At 55.8% G+C, this 17,696-nt stretch carries 16 protein-coding genes; 11 read left to right on the forward strand and 5 right to left on the reverse strand.

The features are described 5' to 3' along the window. Positions 1-32: 32 nt before the first annotated feature. Positions 33-1,058 carry an L-threonine 3-dehydrogenase gene (gene tdh, locus KGP26_RS27505; RefSeq protein ID WP_021181859.1) on the reverse strand — a complete coding sequence of 342 codons (1,026 nt, stop codon included), beginning with the start codon at positions 1,056-1,058 and terminating at the stop codon, positions 33-35. Positions 1,059-1,067: 9 nt separating this feature from the next. Then, positions 1,068-2,264: a glycine C-acetyltransferase gene (gene kbl / locus KGP26_RS27510; protein ID WP_024482907.1), complete on the reverse strand. Its 1,197-nt coding sequence runs from the start codon at positions 2,262-2,264 to the stop codon at positions 1,068-1,070. Between the two features lie 240 nt (positions 2,265-2,504). On the opposite strand from kbl, the gene rfaD reads away from it, so the two are divergent. From rfaD to KGP26_RS27540, 6 genes are read left to right on the forward strand one after another with little or no spacing between them, the layout of a single operon-like run. After that, the gene (rfaD, locus tag KGP26_RS27515) at positions 2,505-3,437 is read left to right on the forward strand and encodes an ADP-glyceromanno-heptose 6-epimerase (RefSeq protein WP_021807264.1); all 933 of its coding nucleotides are present in this window, start codon (positions 2,505-2,507) and stop codon (positions 3,435-3,437) included. Positions 3,438-3,461: 24 nt separating this feature from the next. Continuing rightward, positions 3,462-4,508, forward strand: a complete 1,047-nt coding sequence (rfaF, locus tag KGP26_RS27520; RefSeq protein ID WP_223664805.1) for an ADP-heptose--LPS heptosyltransferase RfaF — start codon at positions 3,462-3,464, stop codon at positions 4,506-4,508. A 2-nt stretch (positions 4,509-4,510) separates the two neighbouring features. Next, positions 4,511-5,476 carry a lipopolysaccharide heptosyltransferase RfaC gene (gene rfaC, locus KGP26_RS27525; RefSeq protein WP_021181855.1) on the forward strand — a complete coding sequence of 322 codons (966 nt, stop codon included), beginning with the start codon at positions 4,511-4,513 and terminating at the stop codon, positions 5,474-5,476. After that, positions 5,473-6,636: a glycosyltransferase gene (locus tag KGP26_RS27530; protein WP_223664806.1), complete on the forward strand. Its 1,164-nt coding sequence runs from the start codon at positions 5,473-5,475 to the stop codon at positions 6,634-6,636. Before rfaC ends, KGP26_RS27530 begins: the two co-directional genes overlap by 4 nt. Positions 6,637-6,664: 28 nt before the next feature. Then, positions 6,665-7,897 (forward strand): O-antigen ligase, encoded by a 1,233-nt coding sequence (locus KGP26_RS27535; RefSeq protein ID WP_209529689.1) that lies wholly within the window; start codon positions 6,665-6,667, stop codon positions 7,895-7,897. Beyond that, entirely contained in the window at positions 7,894-8,883 is a 990-nt protein-coding gene (locus KGP26_RS27540; protein WP_186486578.1) for a glycosyltransferase, read from the forward strand. Before KGP26_RS27535 ends, KGP26_RS27540 begins: the two co-directional genes overlap by 4 nt. Positions 8,884-8,899: 16 nt before the next feature. Here KGP26_RS27540 and KGP26_RS27545 read toward each other — a convergent pair whose 3' ends face one another. Both KGP26_RS27545 and KGP26_RS27550 read right to left on the reverse strand, forming a co-directional pair. After that, on the reverse strand, positions 8,900-9,994 hold the full coding sequence (locus KGP26_RS27545) for a glycosyltransferase family 9 protein (protein ID WP_021181851.1): 1,095 nt from the start codon (positions 9,992-9,994) through the stop codon (positions 8,900-8,902). A gap of 1 nt (position 9,995) precedes the next feature. Then, complete coding sequence (locus KGP26_RS27550; RefSeq protein WP_223664807.1) at positions 9,996-10,952, reverse strand: polysaccharide deacetylase family protein; 957 nt, start codon at positions 10,950-10,952, stop codon at positions 9,996-9,998. Between the two features lie 215 nt (positions 10,953-11,167). On the opposite strand from KGP26_RS27550, the gene rfaQ reads away from it, so the two are divergent. The 3 genes from rfaQ to KGP26_RS27565 are packed head-to-tail and all read left to right on the forward strand — an operon-like array spanning position 11,168 to position 14,472. Beyond that, positions 11,168-12,247 carry a putative lipopolysaccharide heptosyltransferase III gene (gene rfaQ, locus KGP26_RS27555; protein WP_024527877.1) on the forward strand — a complete coding sequence of 360 codons (1,080 nt, stop codon included), beginning with the start codon at positions 11,168-11,170 and terminating at the stop codon, positions 12,245-12,247. Next, positions 12,244-13,371, forward strand: a complete 1,128-nt coding sequence (locus KGP26_RS27560; protein ID WP_094981578.1) for a glycosyltransferase family 4 protein — start codon at positions 12,244-12,246, stop codon at positions 13,369-13,371. The genes rfaQ and KGP26_RS27560 overlap by 4 nt, the downstream gene beginning before the upstream one ends. A gap of 3 nt (positions 13,372-13,374) precedes the next feature. Then, positions 13,375-14,472, forward strand: coding sequence for a glycosyltransferase (locus KGP26_RS27565; protein WP_223498619.1), 1,098 nt, complete (start codon positions 13,375-13,377; stop codon positions 14,470-14,472). Positions 14,473-14,504: 32 nt separating this feature from the next. Here the strand turns inward: KGP26_RS27565 and KGP26_RS27570 are convergent, their stop codons facing one another. Beyond that, a complete protein-coding gene (locus KGP26_RS27570) occupies positions 14,505-15,518 on the reverse strand; it encodes a glycosyltransferase family 9 protein (protein WP_223664808.1) in 1,014 nt (337 codons plus the stop codon). A gap of 123 nt (positions 15,519-15,641) precedes the next feature. Here KGP26_RS27570 and waaA point away from each other — a divergent pair, with 123 nt between their 5' ends. Together waaA and KGP26_RS27580 are read left to right on the forward strand one after the other, a co-directional pair. Further along, positions 15,642-16,919 carry a lipid IV(A) 3-deoxy-D-manno-octulosonic acid transferase gene (gene waaA, locus KGP26_RS27575; protein WP_223536658.1) on the forward strand — a complete coding sequence of 426 codons (1,278 nt, stop codon included), beginning with the start codon at positions 15,642-15,644 and terminating at the stop codon, positions 16,917-16,919. After that, positions 16,920-17,693: a glycosyltransferase family 2 protein gene (locus KGP26_RS27580; RefSeq protein WP_021807276.1), complete on the forward strand. Its 774-nt coding sequence runs from the start codon at positions 16,920-16,922 to the stop codon at positions 17,691-17,693. It begins immediately after the preceding gene. Positions 17,694-17,696 lie beyond the last annotated feature (3 nt).

A 17,696-nucleotide genomic window follows, 5' to 3' on the forward strand; every position in this document is an offset into this window, starting at 1 on the left:
CGCCGTATGCAGCGCCCACTTAGCCAATCACATCAATCCCAGCTCAGTACCACTTTCCCCGACTGCCCGGAACGCATGGCGTCAAAGCCCTGCTGGAACTCATCAATCGAGAAACGGTGAGTGATGATCGGCGTCAGATCCAGACCGGATTGGATCAGTGCCGCCATCTTGTACCAGGTTTCGAACATTTCGCGGCCGTAGATCCCTTTGATAAACAGCCCTTTGAAGATCACCTGAGTCCAGTCAATCGACATATCTGAAGGTGGGATCCCCAGCATCGCAATACGGCCGCCGTGGTTCATGGCATTGAGCAACGAACGGAACGCCGGTGGCGCGCCGGACATCTCCAGGCCCACGTCAAACCCTTCGGTCATGCCCAACTCGGCCATCACGTCCGTCAGGTTTTCTTTGCTGACGTTTACCGCACGGGTCACGCCCATCTTGCGCGCCAGCTCCAGGCGATATTCGTTCACGTCGGTGATCACCACGTGGCGTGCGCCAACGTGTTTACATACCGCCGCGGCCATAATGCCGATTGGGCCTGCGCCAGATACCAGCACGTCTTCCCCAACTAGGTCGAAGGAGAGCGCGGTATGCACGGCGTTGCCAAACGGGTCAAAGATCGAGGCCAGCTCGTCCGAGATATTGTCCGGGATTTTGAAGGCGTTAAACGCCGGGATCACCAGATATTCGGCAAAAGAACCTGGGCGGTTTACGCCCACGCCGGTGGTGTTGCGGCACAGATGCGTACGGCCACCGCGGCAGTTACGGCAGTGGCCACAGGTGATGTGCCCTTCGCCAGAAACGCGATCGCCAATGCTGAAACCTTTGACTTCCTGACCGATGGCGACCACTTCACCCACATATTCGTGGCCCACGACCATCGGTACCGGAATGGTTTTCTGCGACCATTCGTCCCAGTTATAGATATGCACATCAGTACCGCAGATAGCGGTTTTGCGGATCTTAATCATGACATCGTTGTGGCCCAGCTCAGGCTGAGGCACATCGGTCATCCAAATACCTTCTTCCGCTTTCAGTTTTGCTAATGCTTTCATCGAATTACCTTATGCAATAACGCCAAGCGTCTTACCGATGCGGATAAACGCCTCAACAGCACGTTCAATCTGCTCCGGTGAGTGATCGGCTGACATCTGGGTGCGGATACGTGCCTGACCTTTTGGCACCACCGGATAGAAGAAACCAGTAACGTAGATGCCTTCCTTAAGCAGTGCGTTGGCGAAATCCTGCGCCAGTTTTGCTTCACCCAACATCACCGGGATGATGGCGTGATCGGCCCCGGCAAGCGTAAAGCCCGCTGCGGTCATTTTTTCGCGGAACAGGCTGGCATTGGCCCAAAGGCGATCGCGCAGGGCGTCCCCGTCTTCGAGCAATTCCAACACCTTAATCGACGCTGCCACAATGGCCGGCGCCAGCGAGTTGGAGAACAGATAAGGGCGTGAACGCTGGCGCAGCCACTCCACCACCTCTTTCTTGCCAGCGGTATAGCCGCCGGAAGCGCCGCCCAGCGCCTTACCCAAGGTGCCGGTGATGATATCGACGCGGTCCATCACTTCGCAGTATTCGTGCGTCCCACGCCCGTTGGCGCCGACAAACCCCACAGCATGGGAATCATCGACCATCACCAGCGCATCGTATTGGTCCGCCAGATCGCACACGCCCTTCAGGTTGGCGATCACGCCGTCCATGGAGAACACCCCGTCGGTGGCGATCATGATGTGGCGCGCCCCGTCCGCCTTGGCCTGCTTCAGTTGCTCGGCCAGTTCACTCATGTCGTTATTGGCATAGCGATAGCGCTTGGCCTTGCACAGGCGCACGCCGTCGATGATCGAGGCATGGTTCAGCGCGTCGGAAATAATGGCGTCTTCCGGGCCCAGCAGGGTTTCAAACAGGCCACCATTGGCGTCAAAACAAGAGGAGTAGAGGATCGCATCTTCCATTCCCAGGAAATCGGCCAACTTTTGTTCCAGTTGCTTATGGCTATCCTGTGTACCACAGATAAAACGCACTGACGCCATGCCGAAGCCATGGCTATCCATCCCGGCCTTTGCCGCCGCGATCAGCGCCGGGTGGTTAGCCAGCCCGAGATAGTTATTGGCGCAGAAGTTGATCACCTGGCGACCATCAGCCACCGAGATATCGGCCTGTTGGGCAGAAGTGATAATGCGCTCTTGTTTAAACAGCCCTTCGGCGCGAGTGGTAGCAAGCTGCTGTTCCAGCTGCTGGTAAAAAGACGCAGACATTCGGTCATCTCCAGGATAGGGGCATTTTCGGCATATTTTACTGCGTTGCCGGCAAACTGACGACATTCCGCCGCAGAGAATCTGAAAATTGCAGCAGATATCACGGCAAACCGGCGCATAGTGTAACGGCACGGGATATTAAGAGCCGTACCGATGTTCCCAATGGCATGAAATGCTATTATAGGCAGCATATAGGGTGGGGCATTGTGCACCACCGGGAAGAACACAGGGGTAAACCCAATGATTATCGTCACTGGCGGCGCTGGCATGATTGGCAGCAACATCATCAAGGCACTGAATGAAAACGGATATCGCGATATCCTGGTGGTGGATAACCTGAAAGATGGCACCAAATTCGTTAACCTGGTCGACCTTGATATCGCTGACTATGTCGATAAAGAAGACTTTATCGCCAGCATCATGGCCGGTGACGATCTGGGTGACATTGACGCCATTTTCCATGAGGGTGCCTGTTCCTCTACCACCGAGTGGGATGGCAAATACATGATGGATAACAACTATCAGTATTCCAAAGACATCCTGCACTACTGCCTGGATCGTCAGATCCCGTTCCTGTATGCCTCTTCCGCTGCCACCTACGGCGGCCGCACCGATAACTTTATCGAAGAGCGTCAGTTTGAGCAGCCGCTGAACGTTTACGGTTACTCCAAATTCCTGTTCGACCAATACGTGCGCGAGATCCTGCCAGAAGCGGATTCGCAGGTGTGTGGCTTCCGTTACTTCAACGTTTACGGCCCGCGTGAAGGCCATAAAGGCAGCATGGCCAGCGTCGCGTTCCACCTGAACAACCAGATCAACCGTGGCGAAAATCCAAAACTGTTCGCCGGCAGCGAAAACTTCAAGCGTGACTTTATCTACGTCGGCGACGTGGCGGCGGTCAACCTGTGGTTCTGGAAGAACGGCGTATCCGGCATCTTCAACTGCGGTACCGGCCGTGCGGAAACCTTCCAGGCGGTGGCCGATGCGGTAGTGGAATACCATCAGTCCGGTGCCGTGGAATACATTGAATTCCCGGAAAAGCTGAAAGGCCGCTACCAGGCTTACACCCAGGCCGATCAAACCAAGCTGCGCGCTGCCGGTTATGACGCACCGTTCAAAACCGTGGCTGAAGGCGTGAAAGAATACATGGCCTGGTTGAATCGTCCCGCTTAAGCGCTGAAGGAAGTTACTCACGGTATGAAAATACTGGTCATTGGCCCTTCGTGGGTTGGCGATATGATGATGTCGCAAAGTCTCTACCGCACCCTGAAGGCCGAGCACCCGTCGGCAGAAATCGATGTGATGGCACCTGCCTGGTGCCGTCCCCTGCTGGCGCGGATGCCCGAAGTCAACCAGGCATTGGCAATGCCGCTGGGCCACGGTGCCCTGGCATTGGGCGAACGCCGCCGTCTTGGCCATGCGCTACGCGCCAATGGTTATGACCGTGCCTATGTGCTGCCCAACTCATTCAAGTCTGCCCTGGTGCCCTTCTTTGCCAACGTGCCGCAGCGTACCGGCTGGCGCGGCGAGATGCGCTATGGCCTGCTCAACGATCTCCGCGTACTGGATAAAGCAGCATTCCCATTGATGGTGCAGCGCTATGTCGCACTGGCTTATGACAAGCAGCGGATACTGCGCGCCGAAGATCTGCCGCAGCCGATACTCTGGCCGCAGTTGCAGGTCAGTGACGAAGAGATTGCCGAAACCACGTCGGCGTTTAATCTCACCGATCACCGGCCCATTATCGGTTTTTGCCCAGGCGCCGAATTCGGCCCAGCCAAACGCTGGCCGCATTACCATTACGCCACGCTGGCACAGATGTTGATCGACGCAGGCTATCAAATCGCCCTGTTTGGCTCAGCCAAAGACCACGAGGCCGGTGAGCAGATCCGTGACGCATTGGCAGAAAAGTCTCGCGATTTCTGCTTCAACCTGGCCGGTGAAACCCAGCTCGAACAGGCAGTGATCCTGTTGGCCTCCTGCCGGGCCGTGGTCAGTAACGATTCCGGCCTGATGCACGTTGCAGCAGCGTTGAATAAACCTCTGATAGCCTTGTACGGGCCAAGCAGCCCGGACTTCACGCCGCCGCTGTCCCATCAGGCCAAGGTGATCCGCCTGATCAGTGGTTATCACAAGGTACGCAAAGGCGATGCCGACCAGGGCTATCACCAGAGCCTGATCGACATCCAGCCACAGCAGGTGTTAGACGCGCTGACGCCGTTATTAGCCGCCAGCGAGGAATAATCATGCAGGTGCTGATCGTAAAGACCTCTTCGATGGGGGATGTGCTCCATACGCTGCCGGCCTTGACCGACGCGATGCACGCCATCCCCGGTATCCGCTTCGATTGGGTAGTGGAAGAGGGGTTCAGCCAGATCCCTACCTGGCATCCGGCAGTGGATCGCGTGATCCCAGTGGCCATCCGCCGCTGGCGTAAAAATTGGTTCGGCAGTGAAACACGCCAACAGCGCTGCGATTTCAAGCGCCAGGTGCAGGAGCGCGACTATGACATCGTGATCGATGCACAGGGCCTGATCAAGAGCGCGGCGTTGGTGACGCGCATCGCGCACGGCAGCAAACACGGCCTGGACTGCAAAAGCGTCCGCGAGCCTTTTGCCAGCTGGTTCTATAATCATCGCCATGAGATCGACAAGCAGCAGCATGCGGTGGAACGCATTCGCGAGCTGTTCGCCAAGAGCCTGGGATATGCAAAGCCGCAGAGCACGGGTGATTACGCCATTGCCGCTCGTTTTCTAAGCCAACCACCCGCCGATGCCGGGCAATATCTGGTGTTCCTGCATGCCACTACGCGGGATGAAAAACACTGGCCGGAGGAAAACTGGCGCGAACTGATCGCGCTGATCGCTCCGAGCGGCATAAATATCAAGCTACCTTGGGGGGCTGAGCACGAACGCCAACGCGCTTTACGGCTGGCAGAAGGGTTTGAACACGTTGAAGTGTTACCCAAGCTCAGTCTGCAACAGGTTGCCGAAGTGCTGGCTGGGGCAAAAGCCGTGGTGTCGGTCGATACCGGGTTAAGCCACCTGACCGCCGCGCTGGATCGCCCGAATATCACCCTGTTCGGCCCGACCGATCCGGGGCTGATTGGGGGTTATGGGCAGAATCAGCACTCACTGATTTCGCCGGAAAAAAGCATGGCCACCCTCACCGCCGACGCCGTTTGGACAGAACTGCAAAAGGTTATTGCATGAAAAAGCTGCATATTATCAATTTAGGCAAGATGGGCGGGGTTGAGCGCCTGTTCCTGCAGTATATCAATGATACCCACGACGGCAGTAACGAGGTGATTTGCGTCAGCAGCGAAGTTGGCGAAGAGATCCGCCAACAGATGCCGAACCAGCAGGTCACCTTTGCCAACCGGCTGTTCAATTCGCTCTCTCTGCGTTGCCCACAGTTTCTGCGCAAATACCTGCTGCAAAGAAAAATCGAGCGGGCAAACGCCGACGTCATTATCGTGTGGGATCTGATCCCAGGGCTGGCGGCCAAGCCCAAGCGTGGCAAACTGGTCTATTATGATCATGGTTGCTCATGGCGCTACGCCAAAAACCACAAGACCTTGCGCTTCTTTGCCATGCTGGACGGCGTGATTTCTGCCTCCCATGCCTCAAAACGGGTGATGGAGCTGCGCTTTAATCTGCCTTGCCCGAATCCGGTGGTGATCAACCGCATCAAAACGCCTACCGGGATCGATGAAACGCCAAAATCATTGGCACAGCCGATCAGGATTGGGACTGCCTCGCGCCTGGTGAGCCTGAAAGGCATCAGCGTTTCTCTGCTGATGATGCAGGAGCTACTGCGCCGTGGGCACGACGTTTATCTGGAAATTGCGGGCAAAGGCCCGGATCGGACAGCGTTTGAAGCCCTGGCAGCCAAGCTGCAGCTCGGTGAGCGGGTGGTTTTCAGCGGCTTTCAGGATAACGTGGCAGATTTTTTCAACCGCACACAAATCTACATGAGCACGCCGATCACCGAACCCTTCGGCTTATCCTGCATGGAGTCGCTCTATTTTGGCGTACCGGTGATTTTCCCCATGGTAGACGGCCAGCCGGAAGCGGTGAAAGACGGCTACTGCGGCATTGGCTTGACGCCGACGGTATCCATTGAAGAGCACCAGCGGTTAACCGGCATCAAGGTCGATTTCCCACACGAGGTTTACGATCCCCTCTCCGACAGCCTGGTCACGCCGAAGCTGTTGTCGCATATCGATTGTGCGGATGCGGTAGAGAAACTGCTGGTGGCAGAAACCTACCACCAGATGAGCCAGAATGCCCGGCACTACCCCGCTCAACATTTCAGCTATGCTCTGTTCAAAACAGAATTCGACGACACGCTGCAATCCTTTATTGCTTAACCGTAATGTGAGCCGGAAACCTTACTCCATGTTTAAAGAAACAGCCCCGCACCCGATTTTCAGCTACCTGATCTATCTGGGATGCGCCATTGCCTTTTGTACCATCCCTTTCGGCTTCGACACGGGGCGTAACCTGTTTTATGTCTCCAGCTATATTTCCTTTATTGCCGTTTGTCTGCACTTAAGGTACTTCCTGAAAAACAAAAGAAACCTGATCCTGCCGCTGCTGTTTTTCTGCGTAGGCATGGGGACGATTTTCTGGATGAACCATTTCAAGCAGCCCGGCGAATACATCAATATTTACCGCTCGTATATGTCGACCGGTAAGCTGCAGATTGCCACAGCGTTTATTTTGTTGATCGCACTGAACGAGCGTCTTTGCATGCAACGTGCCTTCATTGTCGTAGCTCTGGTCTGTGGTTTGGCCGTCAATGGCTATGCGCTTTATCAGGGCCTGCAGTTAGATATCTCGCGCGTGGAGCTTAACTTCGACCGGGCTACCGTCGTTGCCTACCTGATGACCGCCATCAGCCTGGTCATGATGAAGGCGATACTGATGCTGCGGACCAAGTATCGCATCCCGCTGTACGTGGTTGGCTTCCTGCTCACCTTCTCCACTCTTATCCTAACAGGGACGCGGGCGGCCATACTGGTGTATCCCGTTGCCATCTGCCTGTCGCTGTTGGCAACCAAAGACCTGGTGACCCGCAAGCATAAGATCCAACTGGTCGCCTCGGTGCCTTTATTGCTATTGGCCTGCGGTTTCGCCTTTAAGTCACAAATCGAGCAGCGTGTTGCCGATTTCAAAACCGACCTACAAGAGATCGACCAGCCTGAGGTGGAAAACTCGATTATTTCCCGCCTGACGATGCAGGTCATCGCCATACGCACCGGCTCGCTTGCGCCAATGGGACAATCTGCCGAACAGCGTGGGGAAGAGATCCGCGCCATCGTTGCGCAGGAGCCGCGGTTGTACGGGGTAACGCCTTACATCAACGTGCATCTGCATAACGAACTGCTGGAAACCTATTCGCTCAAAGGCCTCTGGGGAAGTTTGTTGTTACTGGCGCTGTACATCGGCCTATTCATCTCCTCATTTAAGCCGTATCGCAATGCGCTGTTGCTGGGGGTGACCTTCAGCCTGTTTGTCTACGGGCTTAGCGACGTTATCTTCTTCAGTACCGAAGGCACGGCAGTCTTCTGCCTGGCCATCATCGCCAGCGTGCTGTCGGTGAAGAAGCGTCAGGAACCGTCGGTATGAGTTCGTCACCGCTGCTGCTCAGCTTTATTGTGCCGGTATACAACAATGAAGACTTTGTCATCGCCAGCCTGAGCTCGTTATACGATCAGATCGGTGATGATATTGAAGTGGTGATTATCGATGATGGCTCAAGCGATGCGTCTGCGGCCCTGGTGAGCCAATTCCTGGCGGCAAGACAGCACCCGCATAGCAAATTCATTACTCAGGCAAACGGCGGCGTTGCCCACGCCCGTAACGTCGGTTTGCAACACGTCAGTGGACGCTACGTCGCATTTCTGGACGGCGATGACCTGCTGAGCAGCGACTATCTGGCGATCCTGCGCCCGCTGTTACTCACAGGCAGAGATGACCTGATTGATTTCAACTATCAGAAATTCTCTGGAAACCCGCCAGCAGTGCCCGCCAATAGCGAGATACGCTACCGTAGCTACGATTTCGAACAGCACGGCCTGGCCAGTCTGAAGCCGCTGTTTGAACACTCAATGTGGCACGTCTGGAGCCGGATTTACCGGCGTACGCTGCTGGCTGGGGAAACGTTCGAAAACGGCCGCCGCTATGAAGACGTTATCTTCACGCCGTTCCAATATTTCAAAACCCGCCACATCGCGCATCTCGACCACCCGCTCTACTTATATCGGGATAATGACCGTGGGATCACCCGCAACATCCGGGCGAAAGATAGTGAAGATATGCTGTTTGCCATGCAGAAGATGCTGCGCTTCGTGGACGCTCATCGCGGTGATGAGCCACTGCGGCAGCTGGCTGCCCTGATGCTCGCCAACGCTTTCTCGGAGTTAAAGGCCATGTCGAAGGCGGTCTACGGCTATTATCGCTACCCGCCGGAAACCCTGGCGATCCTGCGCCAAACGGCGGCCCTGTGTAGCAACAGCGACGTTCCGCACAAGAAAGTCCGCCAGATGCGCTTCGCGCGCGTGGATAGCTGCCTGTCTAAAATCCGTCGCTGGCTGAAGAAACGCACCGGGTAACCGATGCGTTTTTTTCTCAAGGGTTCAGTGGTACGTGAGCCACGATCTCATCAAAAACCCGCTGCGGTTGTATGACACCCACCGGGCCTTCCGCTTCCAATGGCATGGTGTAGCCCGTGCGTGACTGATGAATGATACGGTGCAGTTGGTGATCCTGGATCGGCCCGGTTGAGCGCGGGTCAGCGGTGACAAACAGGCTGATGGTCTTGGTTTTCAGGGCCACCGCCAGATGAAGCGGCCCGGTATCTCCGGTCACCAGCACATCCAGGCTACTGATCAGCGTCAGCGCTCCTTGCAGCCCGGTTTTGCCGATCTGGTTGTCAACGCAAGCCTGGGTATTGGCATTGATCAGCCGCTGGAACTGCTGGGCTTTTCCTTCTTCCATCGGCGCGCCGATCAGCACGAAGCGCATGTTGTCATAGCGAGCAACCAGCATATCCGCCAGCTTGGCAAAGTGCCCCACCGGCCAGCAACGTGATTCTGTTGATGCACCTAGCTGGAAGCCAATGGTGCAGAAATCAGGGTTTTTACTGCCTGGCGTATAAGGGGCCGGTATTTCCATGGTCGGATCGTCGCTGCGGCAACCCAGAATAGAAACCAGCTCCAGCTTACGGCGGATAAAGTGGCCGTAATAATGGAATACGTAGTTGGTCAACCAAGGCTCCAGCCCACAGATCCCCGAGCTGTAGTTATCCCGGATGACATATTTGGCCCCGGCCATAATGGCGCTGATAATGTCATAAGGCAGATGTGAATGCATGATCAGCGCCAAATCAGGCTGATGCTCACGCAACGATTTCAACAGCGGCCCCAGGGTCTTTATTTTGCTATTCCAGTAGACTACGCGATCGTAATAGCGGCCGTTTTCAACCAGTTCCCTATTCTTTTCATGTACCACCAGCGTGATATGCGCTGCCGGGTAGCGTTCGCGCATCGCTCTTAACACCGGGGTATTGAACATGAAATCCCCCAGTGCCGTCGTGGAATAAATCACGATATTCTCGAACTGGAGACGGCTGTCGAAAGTCGCTGGCGGCTGGAAACGGCCGTGCTTTGCCGTATAGCGCCGCAAGAACCAGTCAGCGGCCTTGATTTTCCATTTTTTTGACATGTTAATTCACTTTCAGTTGATAGTATTCAGCCAAGGTCATGCCAACCGTGCGCTGTTGCAACCAGGCAAACAGCTGCTCCAAATCGCGATATAACGCGTCAATATCCTGCTCGGTCTTGAACGTCGGGCTGCCTCCCGGCATAAACTCGGAGGAGTGCAGCATAAATTCGACGCAATCGTGCCCCTGTGCCAGAGAGCGTTCGACCACCAGCTTCATCTTGTCCAGATTGTTACCGGAGGGACGCAGCCAATGCACCGACGGCGAACGCTTTTTACCCCGCAGGCGGTCATAGCCCTGTTTCACCGCATTCATCAGCGCCGAATGTTTATACTGAATGCTCATTGGCACTTCCAACAGCGTGGAATTACCGGGTTTGGCGATATTGGCCGGATCGATAAAATAGGCCTGCGAGGGGAAATGGCGATAGTCGGTCCCGCCGTTGCCCTGCGGATTGCCGGGCGAATACTGCCAGTTAACGCGCGGAGTGACGGAACAATCGACCTGATAGCCATATTCCAGCAGCAATGAGGCATAAAACTCATTAAACGCCCAGCGCCCGGCACGGTGGCTGAGCATCTTGGTCTGGAAGGTATCTTCCAGCAGCTTGGTCATATGATCGACCTTGGCACGAATTTGATCGGCCGGGTATTCGATCAGATAGGGTTTATGCCGCCAGTCATCATCGGTGAGCGGCGTCAACGGTGGGCTGTTCCAGGCGTGCAGATGCATGCCCACTTCGCCGGTGCCGCGTGCTATCACGTCGCGGGCAAATTCAACGTACTGGGTATCGACCGCCATTTCATAGTTGGTCAGATAAACCGGCTTGCAGGCATATTTTTCACACAGCGCCTGAAAGCGCGGCAAAAAACGCGTGTTCTCGGTCGAAATGCGATCGTGGTTTTGCCACAGATTATCGCCTTCGGTATCAATCGTGATAAGAAACGCCGGTTTAGTCATACATTGGGAACCTGATAGTCACAGATTTACATTATGTTACGCAGCCCCATTCCTCAGGGCAAACGACTTTATCGCCTCGTTTGGACAACATTGAGCCGTAATTGTCACTCTATGCCACTATTTTTTTCTGTGCAGGCAAGAAAACCGAGCAACAGTAGCCACATGCAATCGGGTCATTTAGAATCAAAGATTGGTTTCCCTGAAAGCGACTGACTATGAACGACGCGCCAGCCCCTGTTTCTGCCACGCCCATACAGCGTATTCTGATCGTCAAGCTGCGCCATCATGGCGATATGCTGCTGACCACTCCGGTCATCAATACGCTGAGGCAGAACTATCCCGATGCTCAAATCGACATCCTGCTGTACAAAGAAACGCAGGAGATGTTGGCGAGCAACCCGGCGCTGTCGCAAATCTTTGTCATCGATCGCCAGTGGAAAAAACAGGGCACCAAGGCACACTTGGGTCACGAACTGCATCTGATCCGTCAGTTGCAGGCACAACGCTACGATCTGGTGGTCAACCTGGCCGACCAGTGGCGCAGCGCGTTGATTACTCGCCTCACCGGTGCCCGCATTCGTCTGGGATTCGATTTCCCCAAACGCCGTGGCTTCCTGTGGCGTTACTGCCACACTCAGTTGGTGCCGGTAGCCGGGCACGAGCATCTGCATACCGTTGAACAAAATCTCTCGCTGCTGCAACCGCTGGGTTTACCTGAGCAAAACCAGCAGGTCACCATGAGCTACAGCCCACAAGATTGGCAGGCCAGCCACCAGCTTTTGCAACAAAATGGCGTCACCGGCAGCTATATCGTGGTACAACCCACGTCGCGCTGGTTCTTTAAATGCTGGAGCGAAGAAAAAATGGCGGCCACCATCAGCGCATTGCAGGCCGAAGGGCACCAGTTGGTGATCACCTCAGGGCCGGATGCCAAAGAGCAGGACATGGTGGCGCAAATACTGAAACAGTGCCCACAACAAGGGGTGGTTTCTCTGGCCGGGCAGTTGACCCTGCGTCAGCTGGCGGCGTTGATCGACCATGCCAAACTGTTTATCGGGGTAGATTCAGTCCCCATGCATATGGCGGCGGCATTACAAACGCCCTGCGTGGCGCTGTTCGGGCCATCCAAGCTGGTATTTTGGCGCCCCTGGCAGGTTATCGGCCAGGTGATTTGGGCCGGGGACTACGGCAGCCTGCCGGACCCGGATGCCATCAATACCGGCACCGATGAGCGCTACCTGGACCTTATTCCTACAGACGTGGTGATTGCAGCCGCGCGGAGCACGCTTGCATGAAAGCATTTCGCCTGGCGATTGTCCGCCAAAAATACCGCCCGGATGGCGGGGCAGAACGATTCGTTTCCCGTGCCCTGGAGGCGCTGGAACAACAAGATCTGGATCTGAACGTCATCACCCGCGAATGGCAGGGGGACGTTAACCCTAACTGGCACATCCACCTGTGCAACCCGATGAAGTTCGGGCGCATCAGCCGCGAACGCGGTTTTGCCGAAGCGGCTAGAGCCCTGTGGCAGAAAGAGAGCTTCGATCTGGTGCAAAGCCATGAACGCATCCCCGGCTGTGATATCTATCGCGCCGGTGACGGCGTCCATCGCCGCTGGCTGCTGCAACGGGCACGCCTGCTGCCGGAGTGGCGGCGCAAATGGCTGTTCTCCAACCGCTATCACCGCTATGTGATGTGTGCCGAACGCGCCATGTATGCCGCGCCAGAGCTGAAAGCGGTGATCTGCAACGCCGAGATGATCAAACGGGAAATCATCGCCGATTTCGGCGTGCCGGCCGATAAAATCACGGTGATCTACAATGCCATCGACAATCAGAAATTTTTACCGGCGAATGAGCAACAGCGGCAGCAGTTGCGGGCGCAGTATCAGATCCCGCAACAGGCGCACTGTCTGATCTTTGTCGGTTCAGGCTTCGAACGTAAAGGGTTGGCAGCCGCAATTCGCGCCGTAGCCGCCACCGACAGCTACCTATTGGTGGTGGGTAAAGATAAAGCAGAAAAACGTTACCGCTCACTGGCACAAAAGCTGGGTTGTGGTGACCGGGTGCGCTTCATGGGCGTGCAGAAACAGACGCTGCCGTTCTATCAGGCCGCCGATGCCCTGTTGCTGCCAACGTTGTACGATCCGTTCCCCAACGTGATTTTGGAAGCCATGTCATGCGGGCTCCCGGTGATCACCAGCACCACCTGCGGTGGCGCTGAGTTCATCACTCCTGGGCATAACGGCTTTGTCTGTGATGCATTGGACGTCAGCGCCCTCACCGATGCTATCGTTGCACTGCCACGGCAAGCCTTGGGATCGAGCATGGGAGAGGCGGCACGGTTGCGTATCATGTCGGCCACGCCAGCACACCTCTCAGAACAGCTCATATCGTTGTATAACCGACTGCTGGACTAACTTATGCGTATTCTGATGATTATCGACGGCCTGCCGGGCGGCGGAGCAGAAAAGGTGGTACTGACCCTGTGCCAGGGCATGCAGCAGTTGGGGCATGATGTCAGCCTGATCTCATTGCGGGACGTCTGCAACTACCCGATCCCCACCGGCATTGATTATCAGGTGCTCAGCGACAACTGCCGATCGCCTTGGCGTAAGCTGACCGAGCTGGCACGCCGCGCCGCGATGTTGGATCGCGCGGTTGCCGCCAACGAGCAGCAGCACGGCCGTTACGACCTGGTGTTCTCCAACCTGCACAAGACCGATCGTATCGTCAGCCATAGCAAAGTGCTGGACAGCACCCGGCTGTGGTTCTGCATTCACGGCATTCTGTCCACCTCCTACCTCGGTCACCGTACCGGCCTCGATCGCTGGCTGAAACGCCGCAAGGTCGCGGGCGTCTACCAGCGGCAGAATATCGTTGCCGTCTCGCAGGCGGTGGGCAACGATCTCCAGCAAAATCTGGGGATTGCTCCTAACCGGCTGGCGGTGATCAACAACCCGTTCGATATCGCCGCCATCGAACAGCAGGCGGCAGAGCCTTGTGAACTGGCAGGCAAAGACTATCTGGTGCACGTGGGCCGTTTTCATCCACATAAACGCCACGACCGCTTGCTGAAAGCCTACGCACTGTCTGGTATCCAGGCCCCTTTGGCGCTGGTGGGCGCCGGTAATGAAGCGCAAATCAACGAGACCAAACGCCTTGCCGCAGAGTTAAACATTAGCGATCGCGTGCTGTTCCTCGGTTTTCAGGCCAATCCCTATCCCCTGATCAAACACGCCGCGATGCTGGTGCTCAGTTCAGACAGTGAGGGATTCGGTAACGTGCTGGTTGAAGCCTTGCTGTGCGACACGCCGGTCGTCAGCACTCGTTGCCCTGGCGGGCCTGAGGAAATTCTGGAAAAAGCGGGGTTAACCCGTGCGCTAGCGGAATTAAATGAAGCCTCACTGGCGGAGAAAATGGCAGAGATTTATGCTCATCCGCCGGTCATTAATCACCAGCAGCTGCTGAGCTATGGCCTGGAGCCTATTTGCCAACAGTATCTGGCGTTAAAGAAATAACTCCAGGCAGGGTTACCCTGCCTGGTTGTTAATTAATTCAAGGCCTGTATTTCTTGCCACACCTCATCGACGGTAACATCAACGCAATCACCCGACTCGGTTTGCAGGATCCGATATTGCCCGCTCCACGGATGCCAAGACTCTTTATCCGTATCGCCAAAGAAGACCACCATGCTTTTATTCAGTGCCGCGGCCAGATGCATCTGGCCACCGTCGCTGCACAGCACCCTGTCGCATAGCTCGAAACCGGCCAACAGTTCGCGTACCGAGGCCGTTGGGTAAAGCGCTACCCTTTCGTTCTGGCAGCCAGCCAACAGCTGCTCCGCTCGCTTTTGATCGCCTATATCATCAGGCGTTAGCGTCCCCTGCGGTGACCAGAAGATCAGCACGCCGGTGGTGGGATCGGCAACCAGGCGGTTGATGATTTCGGCATAGCGCTCAATGGGCCAGCGCCGTTTCGGACTGCGGCTGCTGATATGCACGGCAAATACCCGCTCAACCGGGGGCAGCAGACTGTGTAAACGTTGCTGCGCTTGGTGCTGTTCTTCCGCAGTGAGGAAGACCTTCACCGGAGGAATGGCAATGGAGCGATCGGTGATGGCAGAGAGGTAGCTGAAGGTGTGTTCCACCTGATGCTTGCCGTGAAAATCCGCCGCGCGGAAAGGGTGATGAATTTCACTGGTACCAAGATCTGCACCGATAATATTTTTAACCCCGGCCATTTTTGCCAGGCGCAGGCTATATTTGCACGGTACCGGATTAGCCAGAATAGCCGCATCAAACTTAATTTTTCTCAGCTGCAAAAATATCATCAGCCGTTCAAAATAGACCCCAAGGGTGGTCTCATTCTTGGCCTTGTGTTTGGCCTTCTTATAAACAAAAACCTTGGTGAGATGCGGGTTATTTTTCACCACATCCTGACTGACTTTATTGATAAGCAGATAGAGGTTGGCTTCAGGGTAAGCGGTTTTCACCCCTTCAATCAGCGGGGTGGTACAGACAAGATCGCCAATATTGTCGCGGCGGATAATTAAAATATTCTTCATTACAAACCTATCGGCGACATCTCTCGCCTGTTGTCCCAACCTGACACCGAGCCACCAAGTTAGCGCCTTTCCCTTCCGGTTATGGTACTATTCTGGATAACCCATATAAATGAAATTGATAGAATGCTGCTCCGTTTATATCAGGTACTACTCTACCTTATCCAACCCCTGATCTGGCTCCGCTTACTGCTGCGCAGCCGCAAAGCACCAGCCTACCGTAAACGCTGGGCGGAACGCTATGGTTTCTGCGCCGGGAAAGTAGTATCGGGCGGCATTATGCTGCATTCCGTTTCTGTTGGCGAAACCCTGGCGGCGATCCCTCTGGTTCGCGCCCTGCGCCATCGTTACCCTTACCTGCCGATTACTGTGACCACAATGACGCCAACGGGTTCCGAACGGGTGCAATCCGCTTTCGGTAAAGATGTGCATCATGTCTACCTGCCTTACGATCTGCCGGGTTCGATGCGCCGTTTCCTCGACCAGGTGGATCCCAAGCTGGTGATCATCATGGAAACCGAGCTGTGGCCCAACCTGATTAACGCCCTGCACCAGCGCCAAATCCCGCTGGTGATTGCCAACGCGCGCCTTTCCGCCCGTTCGGCGGCTGGCTACAAGAAAATCGGCGGTTTTATCCGTGATATCCTGCGCCGCATTACCCTGATCGCTGCGCAAAATCAGGAAGACGGCGAGCGCTTTATCGAACTGGGCCTGAAGCGTTCACAGCTGACCGTCACCGGCAGCCTGAAGTTCGATATCTCCGTAACGCCAGAGCTGGCGGCCAGAGCCGTTACGCTACGCCGCCAATGGGCACCACGCCGCCCGGTGTGGATCGCCACCAGCACTCACGAAGGTGAAGAAACCATTCTGCTGGAAGCCCACCGCCGGCTGCTGGAAAAGCACCCCGACCTATTACTTATCCTGGTGCCACGCCACCCGGAGCGTTTCCCAACCGCCAAAGAGCTGACGCAAAAAGCGGGCTTCAGTTACACCACCCGCAGCAGCGGCGAAATCCCTTCCGGCAGCACACAGGTGGTGATTGGCGATACCATGGGCGAACTGATGCTGCTGTACGGTATTGCCGATCTGGCCTTCGTCGGTGGCAGCCTGGTTGAGCGCGGGGGACATAATCCCCTGGAAGCGGCAGCCCATGCCATTCCGGTGTTGATGGGCCCACATACCTTCAACTTCAAAGATATCTGCGCCAAACTCTCCGAAGCAGGCGGGATGATCACCATCAGCGATATCGATTCCTTGGTGAAAGAGATAGAAACGCTGCTGACCGATGAAGATTATCGCCGCTATTACGGCCGCCACGCGGTTGAAGTGCTGTATCAGAACCAGGGGGCGTTGCAGCGCCTGCTGCAGTTGTTGGAGCCACACCTGCCGCCACGGAGCCACTGAATGAGCCACCGTAACAGCCTGTCGGTAGTGATGATCGCCAAAAACGAAGCCGAGTTGCTGAGCGAGTGCCTGCAATCGGTCGCCTGGGCTGATGAAATCATTGTGCTAGATTCCGGCAGTACCGACGGTTCCGTCGCTTTGGCGGAAAGTCTGGGTGCCAAAGTGTTTGTCCATACCGACTGGCAAGGCTTCGGCAAGCAGCGGCAGAAAGCACAAAGCTACGCCACTCAGGATTACGTGCTGATGATCGACGCCGACGAGCGCGTCACGCCAGAATTGCGCCACTCCATTGAGCAGGTATTAGCCAACGCCGACGATAACGTCGTCTACAGCCTGGGCCGCCGTAACCTGTTTCTTGGCCGCTTTATGCGCCACAGCGGCTGGTATCCCGATCGGGTCAACCGGCTGTATGCCAATCAGCGCTATCGCTATAACGACGACCTTGTCCATGAATCCCTCAACACCGGCGGTGCAAAAGTCGTGCCGCTGCAAGGCGATCTGCTGCACCTGACCTGCCGTGACTTTTTTGCTTTCCAGCGCAAACAACTGCATTACGCCGAGCAGTGGGCAATCCAACGCCACCAGGCCGGTAAGCGCTGCGGTTATCTGTCGATCCTCACCCACACGCTGGGGGCGTTCTGCAAAACCTGGCTGCTGCGGGCCGGTTTCCTCGACGGCAAACAGGGCTTGCTGTTAGCCGTGGTCAACGCGCAATATACCTTCAATAAATATGCCGCACTGTGGGCATTGGGCCGCAACTATTCAGAGAAGTAAACC

This window comes from Serratia sp. JSRIV002 (assembly GCF_019968725.1).
GTDB lineage: Bacteria > Pseudomonadota > Gammaproteobacteria > Enterobacterales > Enterobacteriaceae > Chania > Chania fonticola_B.